The organism is Caulobacter sp. LARHSG274 (assembly GCF_052871235.1).
The window spans coordinates 706710-722011 of record NZ_JBIXJO010000001.1 but is presented as its reverse complement, the minus strand read 5'-3'; the positions used below and the strand labels follow the sequence as shown (position 1 = coordinate 722011).

General features: G+C 69.2%; 20 protein-coding genes. 14 read left to right on the top strand and 6 right to left on the bottom strand.

Going from position 1 to position 15302, the window contains the following annotated elements:
• Positions 1–43: 43 nt before the first annotated feature.
• The 4 genes from ACIPQB_RS03400 to ACIPQB_RS03385 all read left to right on the top strand — a co-directional run bounded on the left by ACIPQB_RS03400 (position 44) and on the right by ACIPQB_RS03385 (position 1998).
• A complete protein-coding gene (locus ACIPQB_RS03400; RefSeq protein ID WP_446483786.1) occupies positions 44–757 on the top strand; it encodes a LuxR C-terminal-related transcriptional regulator in 714 nt (237 codons plus the stop codon).
• Between the two features lie 71 nt (positions 758–828).
• Positions 829–1164 (top strand): hypothetical protein, encoded by a 336-nt coding sequence (locus ACIPQB_RS03395; protein WP_446483785.1) that lies wholly within the window; start codon positions 829–831, stop codon positions 1162–1164.
• A complete protein-coding gene (locus tag ACIPQB_RS03390; protein ID WP_446483784.1) occupies positions 1161–1394 on the top strand; it encodes a hypothetical protein in 234 nt (77 codons plus the stop codon). Before ACIPQB_RS03395 ends, ACIPQB_RS03390 begins: the two co-directional genes overlap by 4 nt.
• A 163-nt stretch (positions 1395–1557) precedes the next feature.
• Complete coding sequence (locus ACIPQB_RS03385) at positions 1558–1998, top strand: hypothetical protein (protein WP_446483783.1); 441 nt, start codon at positions 1558–1560, stop codon at positions 1996–1998.
• A gap of 2 nt (positions 1999–2000) precedes the next feature.
• Here the strand turns inward: ACIPQB_RS03385 and ACIPQB_RS03380 are convergent, their stop codons facing one another.
• Positions 2001–2606 (bottom strand): nucleotidyltransferase family protein, encoded by a 606-nt coding sequence (locus ACIPQB_RS03380; protein WP_446483782.1) that lies wholly within the window; start codon positions 2604–2606, stop codon positions 2001–2003.
• Positions 2607–2634: 28 nt separating this feature from the next.
• Between ACIPQB_RS03380 and moaA the strand changes: the two genes are divergently transcribed.
• From moaA to moaC, 5 genes are read left to right on the top strand one after another with little or no spacing between them, the layout of a single operon-like run.
• The gene (gene moaA, locus ACIPQB_RS03375) at positions 2635–3681 is read left to right on the top strand and encodes a GTP 3',8-cyclase MoaA (RefSeq protein WP_446483978.1); all 1047 of its coding nucleotides are present in this window, start codon (positions 2635–2637) and stop codon (positions 3679–3681) included.
• Positions 3682–3683: 2 nt separating this feature from the next.
• Positions 3684–3923 (top strand): MoaD/ThiS family protein, encoded by a 240-nt coding sequence (locus ACIPQB_RS03370; RefSeq protein ID WP_446483781.1) that lies wholly within the window; start codon positions 3684–3686, stop codon positions 3921–3923.
• Positions 3920–4375 (top strand): molybdenum cofactor biosynthesis protein MoaE, encoded by a 456-nt coding sequence (locus ACIPQB_RS03365; RefSeq protein WP_446483780.1) that lies wholly within the window; start codon positions 3920–3922, stop codon positions 4373–4375. The genes ACIPQB_RS03370 and ACIPQB_RS03365 overlap by 4 nt, the downstream gene beginning before the upstream one ends.
• 9 nt (positions 4376–4384) lie before the next feature.
• The gene (gene moaB, locus ACIPQB_RS03360) at positions 4385–4939 is read left to right on the top strand and encodes a molybdenum cofactor biosynthesis protein B (RefSeq protein WP_446483779.1); all 555 of its coding nucleotides are present in this window, start codon (positions 4385–4387) and stop codon (positions 4937–4939) included.
• The gene (gene moaC, locus ACIPQB_RS03355; RefSeq protein WP_446483778.1) at positions 4936–5403 is read left to right on the top strand and encodes a cyclic pyranopterin monophosphate synthase MoaC; all 468 of its coding nucleotides are present in this window, start codon (positions 4936–4938) and stop codon (positions 5401–5403) included. Before moaB ends, moaC begins: the two co-directional genes overlap by 4 nt.
• Here the strand turns inward: moaC and ACIPQB_RS03350 are convergent.
• The 3 genes from ACIPQB_RS03350 to ACIPQB_RS03340 are packed head-to-tail and all read right to left on the bottom strand — an operon-like array spanning position 5400 to position 7135.
• Positions 5400–5831: a PIN domain-containing protein gene (locus tag ACIPQB_RS03350; RefSeq protein WP_446483777.1), complete on the bottom strand. Its 432-nt coding sequence runs from the start codon at positions 5829–5831 to the stop codon at positions 5400–5402. The genes moaC and ACIPQB_RS03350 overlap by 4 nt on opposite strands.
• A complete protein-coding gene (locus tag ACIPQB_RS03345; RefSeq protein ID WP_446483776.1) occupies positions 5831–6085 on the bottom strand; it encodes a type II toxin-antitoxin system Phd/YefM family antitoxin in 255 nt (84 codons plus the stop codon). The genes ACIPQB_RS03350 and ACIPQB_RS03345 overlap by 1 nt, the downstream gene beginning before the upstream one ends.
• 51 nt (positions 6086–6136) lie before the next feature.
• Positions 6137–7135: an XdhC family protein gene (locus tag ACIPQB_RS03340; protein WP_446483775.1), complete on the bottom strand. Its 999-nt coding sequence runs from the start codon at positions 7133–7135 to the stop codon at positions 6137–6139.
• Between the two features lie 100 nt (positions 7136–7235).
• Here ACIPQB_RS03340 and ACIPQB_RS03335 point away from each other — a divergent pair, with 100 nt between their 5' ends.
• From ACIPQB_RS03335 to ACIPQB_RS03320, 4 genes are all read left to right on the top strand, one after another.
• A complete protein-coding gene (locus tag ACIPQB_RS03335) occupies positions 7236–8111 on the top strand; it encodes a bifunctional regulator KidO (RefSeq protein ID WP_446483774.1) in 876 nt (291 codons plus the stop codon).
• A 57-nt stretch (positions 8112–8168) separates the two neighbouring features.
• The gene (locus ACIPQB_RS03330; protein WP_446483773.1) at positions 8169–8873 is read left to right on the top strand and encodes a glycosyltransferase family protein; all 705 of its coding nucleotides are present in this window, start codon (positions 8169–8171) and stop codon (positions 8871–8873) included.
• A gap of 123 nt (positions 8874–8996) precedes the next feature.
• Entirely contained in the window at positions 8997–10664 is a 1668-nt protein-coding gene (locus ACIPQB_RS03325; protein ID WP_446483772.1) for a sensor histidine kinase, read from the top strand.
• Entirely contained in the window at positions 10661–12955 is a 2295-nt protein-coding gene (locus ACIPQB_RS03320; RefSeq protein WP_446483771.1) for a GGDEF/EAL domain-containing response regulator, read from the top strand. The genes ACIPQB_RS03325 and ACIPQB_RS03320 overlap by 4 nt, the downstream gene beginning before the upstream one ends.
• 84 nt (positions 12956–13039) lie before the next feature.
• Here the strand turns inward: ACIPQB_RS03320 and rsmD are convergent, their stop codons facing one another.
• The gene (gene rsmD, locus ACIPQB_RS03315; protein WP_446483770.1) at positions 13040–13609 is read right to left on the bottom strand and encodes a 16S rRNA (guanine(966)-N(2))-methyltransferase RsmD; all 570 of its coding nucleotides are present in this window, start codon (positions 13607–13609) and stop codon (positions 13040–13042) included.
• A gap of 2 nt (positions 13610–13611) precedes the next feature.
• Positions 13612–14232: a TMEM175 family protein gene (locus ACIPQB_RS03310; protein WP_446483769.1), complete on the bottom strand. Its 621-nt coding sequence runs from the start codon at positions 14230–14232 to the stop codon at positions 13612–13614.
• Between the two features lie 123 nt (positions 14233–14355).
• On the opposite strand from ACIPQB_RS03310, the gene ACIPQB_RS03305 reads away from it, so the two are divergent.
• Positions 14356–15294, top strand: coding sequence for a CPBP family intramembrane glutamic endopeptidase (locus tag ACIPQB_RS03305; RefSeq protein WP_446483768.1), 939 nt, complete (start codon positions 14356–14358; stop codon positions 15292–15294).
• Positions 15295–15302: the final 8 nt, after the last annotated feature.

Here is a 15302-nt window from a genome sequence, read left to right as displayed (position 1 = left end):
AGTCTAGCTAGACGGAAGGCGGGCGGGGACCCATTTTAGCGGCATGATGGACTCCAGCGACAACCTGGGCTTCGAGCGGCTGACTCCTCGTGAGCGGGAGATTCTGCGGCTGATCGCCCAGCATCGGCAGTCCAAGGAAATCGCCCGCCTGCTGCAGCTTTCGCCCAAGACCGTCGAGATGCACGTGCTCAGCGCCCGCCGCCGCCTGGCCGGCCTGGGCCGGCGCGACGCCGCCCTGGCCTTCATCGCCTGGGAAACCGACCCCGGTAATGACTACCGTAGGCAATCGGCCGAGCTAGCCACGGCCCAGTTCGAGGGCTCTTCTCGCAGCAACAGCGAGAACAGCGATGACCGATACCTCCACACGAGATTCGATCCACACACCGGCGTTCTTCATAGCGAGCTGGCACTCGCTGGAAGAGGGCCTGACCCTGATGGCTGGAACGCCCGAACGGGGTCGCCTGGTGCCGGAAACGGTGTCGGCGCTCCGGCGGGCGCAGGAGGCGGGGGATCCGCCGAGCAAGCTGCTGCTCCGGGTCCTGGCGGCCACGGCCTTCCTGGCGGACGACTCGCCCCTCAGGAGCGAACTGGGAGGAGCTGGCGCGATGACCTGACTCCTCTGCAATGGCTGGGCCTGATCCTCGTCATCGCCGTGCTGGGCGCCGTTCTGCTCGGTGCGGTCACCATGGGGGCCCACGAATTCCTCTACGCCCTTGAGCGGTTCCGCGACGGCTGGAACGCTCCTCGGGCGCGCTGACGCCCAAACTCACAACAACTTCATCGACTTGAAACGTACGGGGGGCACCCGTGCGACCGGGAGAGTCTTGCATGAAAAGATCCGACGCCACCCGCGCGGGGGCCGAAAAGCTGATGCGCGCCGAAGCGGCCATCGACGCCGCGCTCCGGGAGACGGCCGAACTGATGGGCCTGCTCCCGTCCCTCCGCCTGGAGGCTCACCTGTCGGCCGTGATCGGCCAGGACGCCGTGGACAATCTCGGCGAGACCCTGTCCCACATCGTCTCGGCCCGCCGGACCATCATCATTGCTCACGGCGCCCTGAACACCGTGCGCAGCCAGATCGGCTGTGGGGCGATGGCCAGCGGCGACCTGCCCAAACCGAACCTCTCGGGCGGCCTGCAAGTCGTCGGGGGGCAGGCGGCATGAGCACGACCTTCGCCTCCGCCGCCCGCGCCGAAAGCCAGGACCCCACCAGCCAGGAGATCGACGAGTTTCGTCGCCACCTGAAGACCCTGGCCCCGGTTCAGCGGCGCATCCTGTCGGTCCTCCTTCCCCAGCTGATCGCGCTGGAGGAGGCCGGCGAACGGGATCGCGCCCTGGACGTCATCGAGGAAGTGAAGCTGATCCTCTGGGAAGGACGGCTGACGCGGCACTAGAGCATCGCGCGGAAAAGTGGCCGCCGGTTTTCCGCAAAAGCGATGCGACAACAAAAAGCTAGAGCAAGCCGGGCGATTCCAACATCGCGCGGCTTGCTCTAGGCGCATGGTTTCCCGGGAGGGAGCGCGATCCGCCTTCTCCGACGGCTTAGCTTGAGGCAAGGTGGCGTCCGGAATCAGTTCCTCGGACGCCACCTTGCACGTCTATATCTCCCTGAGCCTGGCCATCCTGATCTGCGGCCTGGCGATCTGGCTGGGCGACGCCGCCGCGCGGCGCATCGGCGCGGCCTTCCTGATCAGCTGGATCGCGTCCCTGCTGGTCTATCGCAACAACGCCCAGAATACCGACCTCGGCGTCCTGCTGGTCGACGTCGCCACCCTCTTCTTCTTCGTCTGGGCCTCGATCAAGGCCCGGCTGATCTGGAGCGTCCTGGCCTCGGCCTTCCAGCTGATCGTCGTGGCCTCGCACCTGGCCGCCACCATCGACCTGCGGGTCACCATCGGCACCTTCAACCTGAGCATGGCGATGTGGAGCTACGGCATCCTGCTGTGTATCGCCTTCGGAACCTGGACCGGCCGGCGGGATCGACGCGCCGCCGGCTGAGGTCAGCCGAGATCCTCGCGCCGATCGACGTCGAACAGCACCCCGGCGTCGGGGCTGTCGACCAGAACCAGGCGAGCGCCGGCCCCGGCGAGCAGGTTTTGGGCCCCAACGTCGCCCCTGAGCGCCCGAAGCGCGGCGAAATGACCGCGACCAAACAGCACAGGGTGGCCGCGTCGGCCCTGGAAGCGCGGGGCCGCCAGGTCGACGTCGCCGGCCAGGGTCGCGGCCAGGGTCGCCGGAACCTCCGCCGGGATCCTGGGCATGTCGCCCAGGAAGACGAAGGCCCCGTCGGCGTTCTCCGGCAGGGCCGCGGCCGCAGCGGCCAAGGACGCGCCCATGCCCTCGGCGGCGTCGGCGACGACGACCACCCGCAGGTCGGATAGGCGGTCCAGGCTGCGAGCGTGATCGCGGGCGATTGCGGCTAGGGCGGGATCACCATCGGTCGCCAGGATCACCTCACGGACCGGGGCTGCGAAGGCCGCGTCCAGGGCGCCGGCGATCAGCGGGCGGCCCTCGAACAGGGCGGTCAACTTGCGCCCGCCGAACCGCCGCCCGGCCCCCGCCGCCAGGATGATGGCCTCCAGCCGCGTGCTTTCACTTCCCGCCATGCCGCCCCGCGACTATCTTGAGGGCGACATGACGCCCTATGACGCCATCCCCGCGCAAGCGGTCTCTCGTTCGCCCCGCGCCGCGGCCCGCCTAATCGACGGCTTCGGCCGGGCGGTGACCTATCTGCGCGTCTCGGTCACCGACCGCTGCGACCTGCGCTGCACCTACTGCATGGCCGAGCACATGACCTTCCTGCCGAAGGCCGAGGTGCTGTCGCTGGAGGAGCTGGATCGCCTGGCCTCGGCCTTTGTCGGCCTGGGCGTGCGCAAGCTGCGGCTGACCGGCGGCGAACCCCTGGTGCGGAAAGGGATCATGACCCTGGTCGAGCGGCTGGCGCGCCATCTGCGCAGCGGAGCGCTGGACGAGCTGACCCTGACCACCAACGGCACCCAGCTGGCCCAGCACGCCGGCGACCTGGCGCGGCTGGGCGTCAGGCGGATCAACGTCTCGCTCGATACGCTCAAGCCCGACCTGTTCCGCAAGCTGACCCGCGGCGGCGACCTTGCCAAGGTGCTGGCCGGGATCGACGCAGCCCTGGCGGCCGGGATCCAGGTCAAGATCAACGCCGTGGCCCTCAAGCACGACAACGCCGCCGAACTGCCGGCCCTGATCCAGTGGGCCCACGGCCTGGGCGCCGACATGACCCTGATCGAGACCATGCCGCTGGGCGAGATCGAGGAAGACCGCACCGACCAGTACCTGTCGCTGGCCGAGGTGCGCCGCGACCTGGCCTCGTTCTGGACCCTGAGCGAGATCCCCTACGCCACCGGCGGCCCGGCCCGCTACCTGCGGGTCGAGGAGACCGGCGGCCGGCTGGGGCTGATCACCCCGCTGAGCCACAATTTCTGCGAGGCCTGCAACCGGGTGCGCCTGACCTGCACCGGCACCCTGCACACCTGCCTGGGCCGCGACGACGCCAGCGACCTGCGGGCCGTGATCCGGGCCGGGGCCGACGACGCCGCCCTGGAGCGGGCGATCTTCGCGGCGATCGGGGCCAAGCCGCAGGGGCACGACTTCCAGATCGACGCCGCCCGGCCAGCCGTGGCTCGCCACATGTCGACGACTGGCGGCTGAGCATGGCCCGGGTGCTGCTGTTCGGACGGCTCGCCGACCTGGCCGGCTGGCGCGACCGGATCGTCGAGGCCGGCTCGCTGCAAGGCCTGCGCGCGGCGCTGGCGGAGACCGATCCTACCCTTGGCGAGGCCCTGGCCGGCCCCGGCGTGCAGGTGGCGGTCGACAAGGCCATCGTGCGGGGCGAGGCGGTTCTGGCCGCCGGAACCGAGGTGGCCTTCCTGCCGCCGATGAGCGGCGGATGACCCTCCTGGGCCCCATCTCGCTGACGCAGACGGCCTTTGAGCCGGGCGCCCTGCTGACGGCGTTCTGCGCCGGCCGCGACGAAACCGGCGCGGTGGCCAGCTTCGTCGGCCTGGCGCGCGGCGAGAAGGGCGCGGCCCTGGCTCTGGAGCTGGAGGCCTATCCCGGCTTCACCGACGCGGCGATCGCCGCCTTCGCCGAGGAGGCCAGCGCCCGGTTTGGCCTGCAGGACTTCCTGATCGTCCACCGGGTCGGCAGGATCGCGCCGGGCGAGGCGATCGTCTTTGTGGCAACCGCCGCCGCCCACCGCCGCGCCGCCTTCGAGGCCTGCGACTTCCTGATGGACTATCTCAAGAGCCGGGCTCCGTTCTGGAAGAAGCAGCACGGCCCGGCCGGCGAGCGCTGGATCGAACCGACCGCTCGCGATAGGACCGACGCGCAACGCTGGGATTAGGAGCATTTCATGTCGGCAGCCGGTCTTACTCCGGGCGGCGGTATCAAGCCGGACCTCCCGTTCACGCCGGTGCGGGTGGCGATCCTGACCATTTCCGACACCCGCGACGAGGAGAGCGACACCTCCGGCCAGGTGCTGGTCGACCGGGTCAAGGCGGCGGGCCATGAACTCGGCGGCCGGGCGGTGGTCCGCGACGACGTCGAGCAGATCCGCCAGACGGTGCGCGACTGGATCGCCTCGGGCCAGGTCGACGCCGTCGTCACCACCGGCGGCACCGGCCTGACCGGCCGCGACGTGACGCCCGAGGCCCTGGAGCCGCTGTTCGACAAGAGGATCGACGGCTTTTCGGTGGTGTTCCACATGGTGAGCTACCAGTCGGTGGGCCTGTCGACCCTGCAGTCGCGGGCCACGGCGGGGCTGATCGACGGGGTGTTCGTGTTCTGCCTGCCGGGCAGCAACGGCGCGGTCCGCGACGGCTGGGACAAGGTCATCGCCGCCCAGCTTGACAGCCGCCACAAGCCCTGCAACATGGTCGAGCTGATGCCCAGGCTGCTGGAAAAATGACCCGCCTGACCCACATCGACGACGAGGGCCGGGCCCGGATGGTCGACGTCTCCGAAAAGCCGGCGACGGCGCGCGAGGCGATCGCCGTCGGCTTCGTGCGGATGAGCCCGGAGACCCAGGCCCTGGCGGTGTCCGGGACCGGCCGCAAGGGCGACGTGCGGGCCGTGGCCGAGATCGCCGGCGTCATGGCCGCCAAGAAGACCGCCGACCTGATCCCTCTGTGCCATCCGCTGGCGCTGAGCAAGGTCGAGGTCTCGGTCGAGCCGGCCCAGGGCGGCCTGGCGGTGATGGCCCGGGTCAAGCTGACCGGCCAGACCGGTGTGGAGATGGAGGCCCTGACCGCCGTCTCGGTGGCCTGCCTGACGATCTACGACATGCTGAAAGCCGCCGAGAAGGGCATGGTCATCGAGGCCATTCGCCTGGTCGAAAAGACCGGCGGCAAGTCCGGCGACTGGCGGGCCTAGATTTCGGCGCCGGCTTCCCATGGGTTGAGCAGCGCGACTCCGGTCGCGACGAAGTCCGCGACGTTTCGGGTGACCACCGTCATGCCGTGCACGAGCGCCGTTGCGGCGATGAGCGCGTCCCGTTCAGATCGTGGATCAGGCACATGCAGGCCCGCGCAGCGCCTCGCCACGGCGGTGTCGATCGCCAGAACTTGGTCCTTGAATTCGGTCAACACCTGATCGTTGAGCCAGGCCCGCAACGCCGCGCCTTGCCTGGCGTCGCGACGTTCCATCTGCAGCACGCCCGTCTCGAGTTCCAGGACGGTGATCGCCGAGATGTAGAGCGTGGACGCGTCTGCCCGGCCGGCCCAGTCCACGACATGGAGGTCGGCCTTGCCGTGCCCGGCCTTGCGCAGCTCGGACACGACATTTGTATCGAGGATATACATCAGCCGAGATCGACGGGCCGTTTGACGATGTCCGCGCGGGGAGGCTCGAACTCGATGATCTCCTCGCCCGACATGGCGAGCGCATCGACGATGCTGCGACGGGCGCCCGTGAGGCGCCTGTAGTCCTCGATGCTGAGCAGGACGTGACGCGGCTGGCCCCGGTCGGTGATGAACACCGGGCCGTTCGCGGCGGCCTTCTTGGCGCCGCTGGCGTCCTGATTGAATTGGCGGCTCGAGAGTGTCGTGATGGCCATGGATCCATCCGGAAAACGGTTGTAGATATGTTACTACATTGACCGTGCGGATCAAGCCTTCCGCCGCGCCAGCGCCGGCTGGCCGTGCCGCGTCGCCATGATCTCGCCGATCACCGCCACCGCCACCTCGAACGGGGCCTTGCCGCCGAGGTCCAGGCCGATAGGGGCGCGCAGCTTGGCCAGGTCGGCCTCGGCGACACCGTCGGCCCGCAGCCGCGCCAGCCGCTCGCCCAACCGTCGCCGGGCCCCGAGCAGGCCGACATAGGGGGCGGGGGACGGCAGGGCCGCCAGCAGGGCGGCGTGGTCGATGTCGAGGTCGTGGCCGCAGACCGCCACCGCCGTCCAGGGGTCCAGGCCGACGGCGTCCAGGGCGGCGGCGGGGGCGTCGCGGCGATAGGCCACGCCCGGCAAGGGCGGCGGCGCCACCGGTCCCTTGGGGCGGACCAGGGTGGTCTCGAACCCCGACTGGGCGCCGAGGCTGGCCACGGCCAAGGCGGTCGGGTCGCCGCCGAACACCACCAGCCGCGGGGCCGGATCGAAGCGGCGGACGAAGGCGCCGGGCCAGGGTGCGACGGCGTCCGAGGCCGGAACGCAGCTCCGCCGCTGGCCATCGCTGATCCAGGTCGCTGGAATCCGCGCCGCCGCCAAGGCCAGCAGCGCCCGCGCCGCCGGATCGTCGGGGTCCAGCCGCTCGACCAGGATCTCGATCCGCGCGCCGCACAGCAGGCGGATGTCCGGCCACGGACTGCCCTCGCCATAGACCAGCCGCCGCGGCGCGCCGTCGGCCAGGCTGGCGCGGGCGTGGTCCTCGACATCGGCCTCGATGCAGCCGCCGGACAGGAAGCCGGCCCGTAGCGCCTGGCCGAACACCATCTGGGCCCCGACCGGGCGCGGCCCGCCGTCGCCGAGGGCGACGATGGTGGCCAGGGCGGCGGGACCGCGGGCCAGGGCCTTGGCCAGGGCCGGGCGCATGTCCTCGGCCAGGCCGTGCAGCGGCCAGTCGCCGCCCGTGTCCAGGCCGATGTCGGGGGCGAGATCGGGGAGCTTCATCGGCGGCGATATTAACCCCTCGGAAAGTTTCCAGAAACGCCTTCTTCAATCCTTGGCGCGTAGTCTGGGCGGCACTGGTGTTCCATCCGCACGGATTTCCATGTCGCTCGCCGTCTCCAAGCTCGGTCTCGCCGCCGCCCAGTTCGGTCTGGACGGCATGAGCGCGTCGCCGCGCGCCCGGTCGCCGGAGACCGAGGCCCGCGACATCCTCGGCATCGCCGCCCGCGCCCAACTGTCGGTGCTGGACGTCTCGGGCAATTACGGCCGCGCCGAGCAGGTGCTGGGCGACCTGATCCCGCGCCCCGTGCCGTTCCGCGTTACCTTGTCGGCGGCCCGCGCCGACCGCGGTCCCGACTTCGTCGAGGCCGAGGCCCGGGCCAGCCTGCGCCGCCTGGCGGTCGAGCGGGCCGACGCCATCATCGTTTCCTCGCCGGCCGAGCTGTTCGGCGCCCACGGCGCGGCGGTCTGGGACCGCCTGCACCGGCTGCGCGACGAGGGGCTGTTCGCCAAGATCGGCGTCGCCGCCCACGCCAGCGACGATCCGGTCGGCGTCGCCCGCCGCTTCAAGCCCGACATCCTGCAGGCTCCCGCCTCGCTGCTCGACCAGCGGCTGCTGGCCGACGGCTCCCTGGCCCGCATCGCCGGTCTGGGGATCGAGGTGCAGCTGCGCTCGATCTTCCTCAACGGCCTGCTGTTCCTGCCGCCCGACCGTGTCCCGGCCCAGCTGAAGGGGGCTTCCGGCCGCCTGTCGAAGGTGCGCCGGATGATCGCCGAGGGCCGTTCCGACCCGCTGCAGGCCGCCCTGGGCTTCGCCCTGTCGCGGGCCGAGGCCAGCGCCGTGCTGGTGGGGGTGACCTCCGCCGCCGAGCTGTCGGCCGTGGTCGCCGCCGCCTCCAGCCCGCCGCCCGACCTCGACTGGGACGACATGGCCATCGACGATCCGGTGGCCCTGGACCCGCGACGTTGGGTCGCCTGACGCTCGGGCGAATCTAGGCTCAACAATGGGATACGTCATTCTCTAGGGAAGACCGCCATGATCCTCGCCGTTCTGCAGGCCCGTCTGGGCTCCAGCCGACTGCCCGGCAAGGCCTTGGCGACGCTCCAGGGCGAACCGATGATCCTGCGCCAGCTGGAGCGGCTGCGTGGGGCCCGGACCCTGAGCAAGATCATCGTCGCCACCAGCGCCGACGCCGCCGACGACGCCCTGGCCGGGCTGGTGGTGTCGCGCGGCTACGCCGTCCACCGCGGGGCCGGGGCCGACATCCTCGACCGCATCGCCCGCTGCGCCGAGGCCGTCGGTTCGGTCAGCCACGTCGTCCGGCTGAAGGGCGACGCCCCGTTCGTCGACGCCGGGGTCGTCGACCAGGCGGTGCGCCTGGCCCTGGCCAGCGGCGCCGACTACACCTCCAACCGCGTGCACCGCACCTATCCGGCCGGGCTGGAGGTCGAGGTGATCACCGCTCGCGCCCTGCGCATCGCCGCGGCCGAAACCCGCGACCACGAGGCCCGCATCTCGCCGACCGCCGCCATCCGCGAGCGGCCGGACCGCTACAGCCAGGCCCACCTGAAGGCCCGCCGCGACTCCTCGCGGCTCGACTGGCGGGTCAAGACCCCGGCCGACCTGGCCTTCGCCCGCTCGATCTACGACGCCCTCTACCCGGCCGATCCCGGCTTCTCGATGGGCGACGTGCTCGACCTGGTCGAGAGCCGCCAGGACATCGGCCGCTTCGCCGCCTAGCCGCCGCTCTCAACGGCCGCGATCCGCGACCACGTACCGCAGGCTGAGCCTAGCGCCTAAAGACAACCTATTAGCAATGATCGTGGAGCTTGACCCATCCGCTTGGGATGAAAGTCGTCCGCCATGATCACCGACAAGATCGCCAGGCTGAAAGTCGTCGCCGGAAATTGGGCGGACCTCGGCCATGCCGAAGAACATCGACGGGCCAAGGCCGAACCGACGACTGCGTTTCCGGTCAGATGGCTGGCTGTCGGACTGGTGCTCACGGCCACAGTCTTGCTGACCATGCTTTGGTCCGCGTTCGATTCGCTTCAGAACGTCACGACAGTGCAGCAGCGCAATCTGCGCCTCCAGGAGCTGAGCGGACGCATCGTCCACCTGGACGAGGTGCTGACCATGTCCGCCCGCATGGCGGCGACCACCGGCGACTTGCAGTGGGAGCGGCGCTATCGCCATTTCGAGCCCCAACTCGACGCCGTCATCAAGGAAACGCTGCGGCTCACCGTCCGGTCCGAAAGCGCCGAGGCGACCAGACAGACGGACGCAGCCAATCTGAAACTCGTTGGTATGGAGAACCAGGCCTTCGCGCTGGTCCGCGCCGGACGGCCCAGTCAAGCGAAGTCGATCCTGTTTGGTGAAGCCTATGAGGCGCAGAAGAAAATCTATGCCGACGGGATCATCCGGCTCGTGCGGCACATTCAGGAAGATCTCGCTGGGAGCCAGCGCGCCAAGCGCAAGCAGGCGCTCTTCTTTGTCACCGCCGCAATATTTTCGATCGTCTGTTTGTGCGTCGCATGGCTGTTGGTCTGGAGCAAACTGTATCGGTGGCGCACGGGCCAGGCGGCCAACTTCGCCGCGCTCGCAAAGGCCGAAGGCGCGCTCCAGATCGCCAATGACGATTTGGAGAAGCGTGTAAAGGAACGCACCGAGCAACTGGAGCAGGCGCACGTGAAGCTCGTCGAGGCTTCGCGCAAGGCCGGCATGGCGGAGGTGGCCACCGGGGTGCTGCATAATGTCGGCAACGTGCTCAACAGCGTCAATGTCTCCGCCACGCTGGTGGCCGACAGCGTCAGCAAGTCCAAAATCTCGGGTTTGAGCAAAGCCGCCGCCTTGCTGCAGGAAAACGAACGCGACCTAGGGGCCTATCTCAGTCGTGATCCCCGCGGAAAGCTTCTTCCGGCCTATCTTCTTCAGCTCTCAGAACACTTGCAGGCCGACCAGGAAACGAGCCTCAGGGAACTGAACTTTCTTCGCCAGAACATCGATCACATCAAGGTGATCGTGGCGATGCAGCAATCCTTCGCCACGGCCTCCGGCGTCGAGGAAAGCGTCGATCCAAGGGAATTGCTGGAAGAGAGTCTGCGCATGGATATGAGTTCTCTGGTCCGTCACGGCGTGGAGGTCGTCCAGGAAATCGACGAGGCGCCCCTGATCCTGCTCAACAAGCACAAGGCTCTGCAGATCCTGGTGAACTTGGTGAGCAACGCCAGGCACGCCTGCTCCGACTCGGGGCGCGCGGACAAGCGCTTGACCCTGCGCCTGACCAGCGGTGATGGCCGGGTCAGGCTTTCCGTCGCCGACAACGGGGCCGGGATTGCGGCGGAGAACCTGACGCGAATCTTCAATCACGGCTTCACCACCCGCAAGGATGGACACGGCTTCGGTCTGCACAGCGGCGCGCTGGCGGCCAGGGAACTGGGCGGATCGCTGCTGGTGCAGAGCGACGGCCCTGGCCTTGGCGCGACCTTCACCCTCGAACTCCCCGTTTCCCCTACGCAGGTTTTCGCATGAGCCGTACAGCCAGCACCGGCAACCGACGCATCCTGGTGATCGACGACACCCCGTCGATTCACCAGGATTTCCGGAAGATCCTCAGCTCGGACCTGGACAGCGACGCCGCACTGGCCTCGTCCGAGGCGGCCCTGTTCGGCGACGCCCCGACCGTGCGCCAGGCTTTCGAGCTCGATTCCGCCTATCAGGGGCAGGAAGCCCTGGCCATGGTCGTGAGCGCATTGGCGGAGAACAGGCCCTACGCCATGGCGTTCATCGACATGCGCATGCCGCCCGGATGGGACGGGGTCGAGACCATCGAGCGCCTCTGGCAGGTCGATCCGCAGCTGCAGGTCGCCCTCTGCACCGCCTATTCCGACTACTCCTGGGAGGCCATGTCGGAGCGCCTCGACCTGGGTGATCGGCTGCTCATTCTGAAGAAGCCGTTCGACAACATCGAGATCCGCCAGATGGCCAGCGCGCTGACCGCGAAATGGCGGATGACGCAAGATGCGGCTTTGAAAATGAGCGGCCTGGAGCAAGCGGTCGAGGAAAGAACCAAGGCGCTCGGCGAACAGAACGCCCGGTTCGACGCGGCAGTCAGCAACATGCCGCATGGGCTCTGCATGTTCGACGCCGACCGCCGCCTGATCCTTTGCAACGCCGCCTATGCCCGACTCTATACGCTTCCCGACCCGCTCCGCCGTCCGGGGACCCCGCTGAGCAGCATCCTCGACTATCGATCCTCGGTCGGGAACGGCCCCGTCAGTTTCGCGGCCTACTACGCCGCCACGGTGGAAGCGGAGTTGACCGCGGCGGCGGCCAGCAGCGAAGCCAAGCTCGCCGATGGACGAACCATCCGCATCACCCACAACCCGATCCCGACCGGCGGCTATGTGGCCACGCACGAGGATGTGTCGGAAGCCATCCGGGCCACAGCCCGGATCGAGTTCCTGGCCTTCCGCGATCCCCTGACGGGGCTGCCCAACCGCGCCGCCTTCCAGAGGGCCTATGACGACGCCGTCGCCGCAGCCGAGCAGACCGGCGAGATGTTCGGTCTGATCATGGTGGATGTCGATCACTTCAAGGACGTCAACGACACCTTGGGCCACGACGCCGGCGACGCCCTGCTGCAGGCCTTGGCCGTTCAGCTCAGGAAGGCCTTTCGACGGGACGACACCGTCGCCCGGCTGGGCGGCGACGAGTTCGCCGTGCTGCTGCGCGGGCTTTCGGGGCAAGAAGACATGGATCGCCCGATCGCCGCGCTGCAGCGCTTGTTGCGCAAGCCCGTCGAGCATTTCGGCCAAAGCTTCACGATCCGCACCAGTGTGGGCGCGGCGTTGCATGTCGCGTCCGGCGCCGATCCGGCCCAGCTGATGAAGAACGCCGACGTGGCGCTCTATCAGGCCAAGTCCAACGGCCGCAATCGGGCCGTGGTCTTCGAGCCCTCGATGCGGGCCGAAGTCGAGCAGCGCGTCGAACTGTTCCGTGAGGTGCGCCGGGCCATCGCCCAGGGCCAGTTCGAGATGTTCTACCAGCCGGTCGTCGACCTGGCCTCCGACACGGTGGCGGGCTTCGAGGCCCTGATGCGCTGGAACCATCCCGAACGCGGCGTCTTGCCGCCCGCCGCCTTCATGGCCGCGTTGGACGACGACGACCTTTCACTGCAGCTGGGCGAGGTGGCTTTCGAGCGGGCGTTGGGCCAAATGCGCGCCTGGCTCGACGACGGCCTGGAATTTGGCCGGGTGGCGATCAACGTCTCATCGAGCCAGTTTCACACCGGACGGTTGGCCCTCGACATCGAGGCCAAGCTGTTGCGCTGGAACGTATCGCCCGAACACCTGACCATCGAGGTCACCGAGAACGTCTATATGGGCTGGGGCGGCGACGTGGTCAGCCAGGCCGTTCGCCGGTTGCACGACACCGGCGTGCTGATCGCCCTGGACGACTTCGGCACCGGCTACGCCTCTCTGGCCAATCTGCGCCAGTTCCCGATCGATCGGCTGAAGATCGACAAGTCCTTCGTCCAGAACAGCGAAGACGACGCCATCGTCCGGGCGGTCATCAGCCTGGGCGCCAGCATGGGCATGAAGGTGGTGGCCGAAGGCGTCGAGTGCGCCGATCAATTGGCGACGCTGACCAGCTACGGCTGCGACCAGGTGCAGGGCTACCATTTCGCCAAGCCGATGCCGGCCACGGAGGTCGCGGGATTCATGCACGCCTTCGCGCGCCGAGCCGAAGGCGCCCGAAATCAGAGAGGCCCAACACCAAAGTCCGACACCGCCAACGTCAACGTCGTGGGCTGGCGTTAACGGCAAGGCTTGGCGAGGCTTGCCTGCGCGTCGGTGCGCCGGCCTCTGCTCCGGTCCTTGCCGTCGGCGGAAGGCGTGGATTGGTCAGGCGACCGGAGCGCGGAAGAAGAACACCCGCGCTGCGCCGTAGTCGCGGGCGTCGAGCCGCTCGAAACCGTCCGGCGCCGGGTCCGGTTCTTCGCGGCCGCGTTCGAAGACGATGGTCGCGCCGGGGGCCAGCCAGCCGCCGGCGACCAGTTCGGCCAGGGCCTTTTCACCCAGGCCGCGGGCGTAGGGCGGGTCGAGGAAGGCCAGGGTGAAGGGCGGGCCGGCGCTGGCCGGGCGGGGACCCAGGTCGGTGGCGTCGCGGCGGTGGACGCGGGTCTGGCCGAACAGGCCGAAGGCTTCGAGGTTCTCGCGAATCGCGCCGCGGGCCGCGTCGTCGGTCTCGACGAACAGGCAGAAGGCCGCCCCGCGCGACATCGCCTCCAGGCCCAGCGCCCCGGAGCCGGCGAACAGGTCGATCACCCGCGCCCCGTGCAGCTCGGGCGCCCAGGCCGCGTGTTCGAGGATGTTGAACACCGCCTGGCGGGCGCGGTCGGAGGTGGGGCGAGTGGTGTCGCCCGGCGGGGTGGCGATGGCCTTGCCGCGATACTGGCCCGAGACGATGCGCATGGTCAGGCGGTCACCGGCTGCAGGCGCCGTCCGATCAGGGCCAAGCCGAGCATGATGACGCCGATGGCCAGGAAACCCCAGGGCGTGCCGGTCCCCAGGCTCAGGAAGGACAGGCCACAGAACAGGCCGGGCAGCAGCGACACCCGCGCCAGGATGAACAGCCGCACGCCGATTCCCATCGGCTCGGCCAGCCGGCCGATGAAGGCGGCGTGGATCCAGATCAGCCCCTGGGTCAGGCCGATGGCGGCGACCAGGCCGACATAGAGCACCAGCGGCCCGGAGCTATGCACCTCCCAAAGCAATTGCGTGCCCAGCGGCAGCAGGGCGACAAGGCCCAGCATCAGGAAGTTGAGCACGTCCAGCAGGCCGTCGGCGCGGTGCAGGCGCGAAAAGGTGCGACGGTGGCTGATCCACAGCACCCCGACCGTGGCGAAGGTCACCGCATAGGACAGCAGCTTGGCGGCCATCAGGTGGAAGAACGATCCGACCTGGCCGTTCCAGCCCTCCGGCGGGTGGATCTCGATGGCCAGCAGGGTGATGGCGATCGCGAACACCGCGTCCGAGAACAGGACCAGGCGGTGAAGGTGCTGCTCTTCCTTGCCGGCGGCGATGGTGTTGCTCATGGGAACCCCTCTGATCCCGATGTGTGCCGCGCGCGCGACGCCGGGGCAAGTCATCCGCGCGGCGCTTGCGTCCGGACCGGCGAACGCCTAGCGATGAAAGCGGGTCTTGAACGGGGACGGCGAGTGCTTGGGGAGCTTCAACGGTCGTCGTTTCTGGACGACCTGACGCCGGCCGATCGGCGCATCGGGCGGATCGCGCTGACCCTGCCGGTCGGGGCGATCGCGGCCCTGCTGGCGGCCTTGATCGCCGGGGGGGCGGTGTTCGTGGCCTTCTCGATCGCCGGCGGCGGCACGGCGACGGCCGAGCGGCTGATGACCATGATCGGCCAGGCCGCGACCCCGGTCGGCCTGACCGCGACGGCCTTCGTGCTCTGCCTGCTGGCCTTCGCCAACGGCGGCATGGCCCTGGCCTTCACCGGCGTCGCCGCCCTGCTGCACCACCGCCGGCTGCTCAGCTATTTCACCGCCGCGCCGCGTTTCCGCTGGCGACTGCTGCTGCTGGGCCTGGGGCTGTTCGCGGTCGTCATCGGGCCGCTGCTGCTGGCTTCCGCCGCCCTCGATCCCAAGGCCCCGGGCGCGCCGATCCTGGCCGTCGCCCCGTCCCTGGGCGGACGGCTGGCCTATGCCGCGATGGTGGTCGTCCTGCTGCTGGTCGCCGCCGCCGCCGAGGAGCTGGTGTTCCGCGGCTGGCTGTTGAAGGTCACCGGCGCCTTCGTGCGCGACCCGCGCATCGTGCTGGCGCTCAGCGGCGCGCTGTTCTCGGCCATCCATTTCGACCCCAATCTCGACGCCTTCTTGGTGCGGCTGGCCATGGGCGTGGGGCTGGCCTGGATGACCCTGCGGCTGGGCGGAACCGAGTTCGCGATCGGCGCCCATGCCGCCAACAACATCCTGATCCTGCTGTTCATCCAGCCTATGGCGCTGAAGCCCGAGCCGGCGCACGGCTTTCCGCCCGAGACCCTGCTGGTCGCCCCGGCGATGCTGGCCGGCTACGTGGCCCTGGCCGAGATCGTCGCCCGCTGGGCCCCGCTGCGCCGCTGGAGCCGGCTGGCGGCGGTTTAGGAACCCAG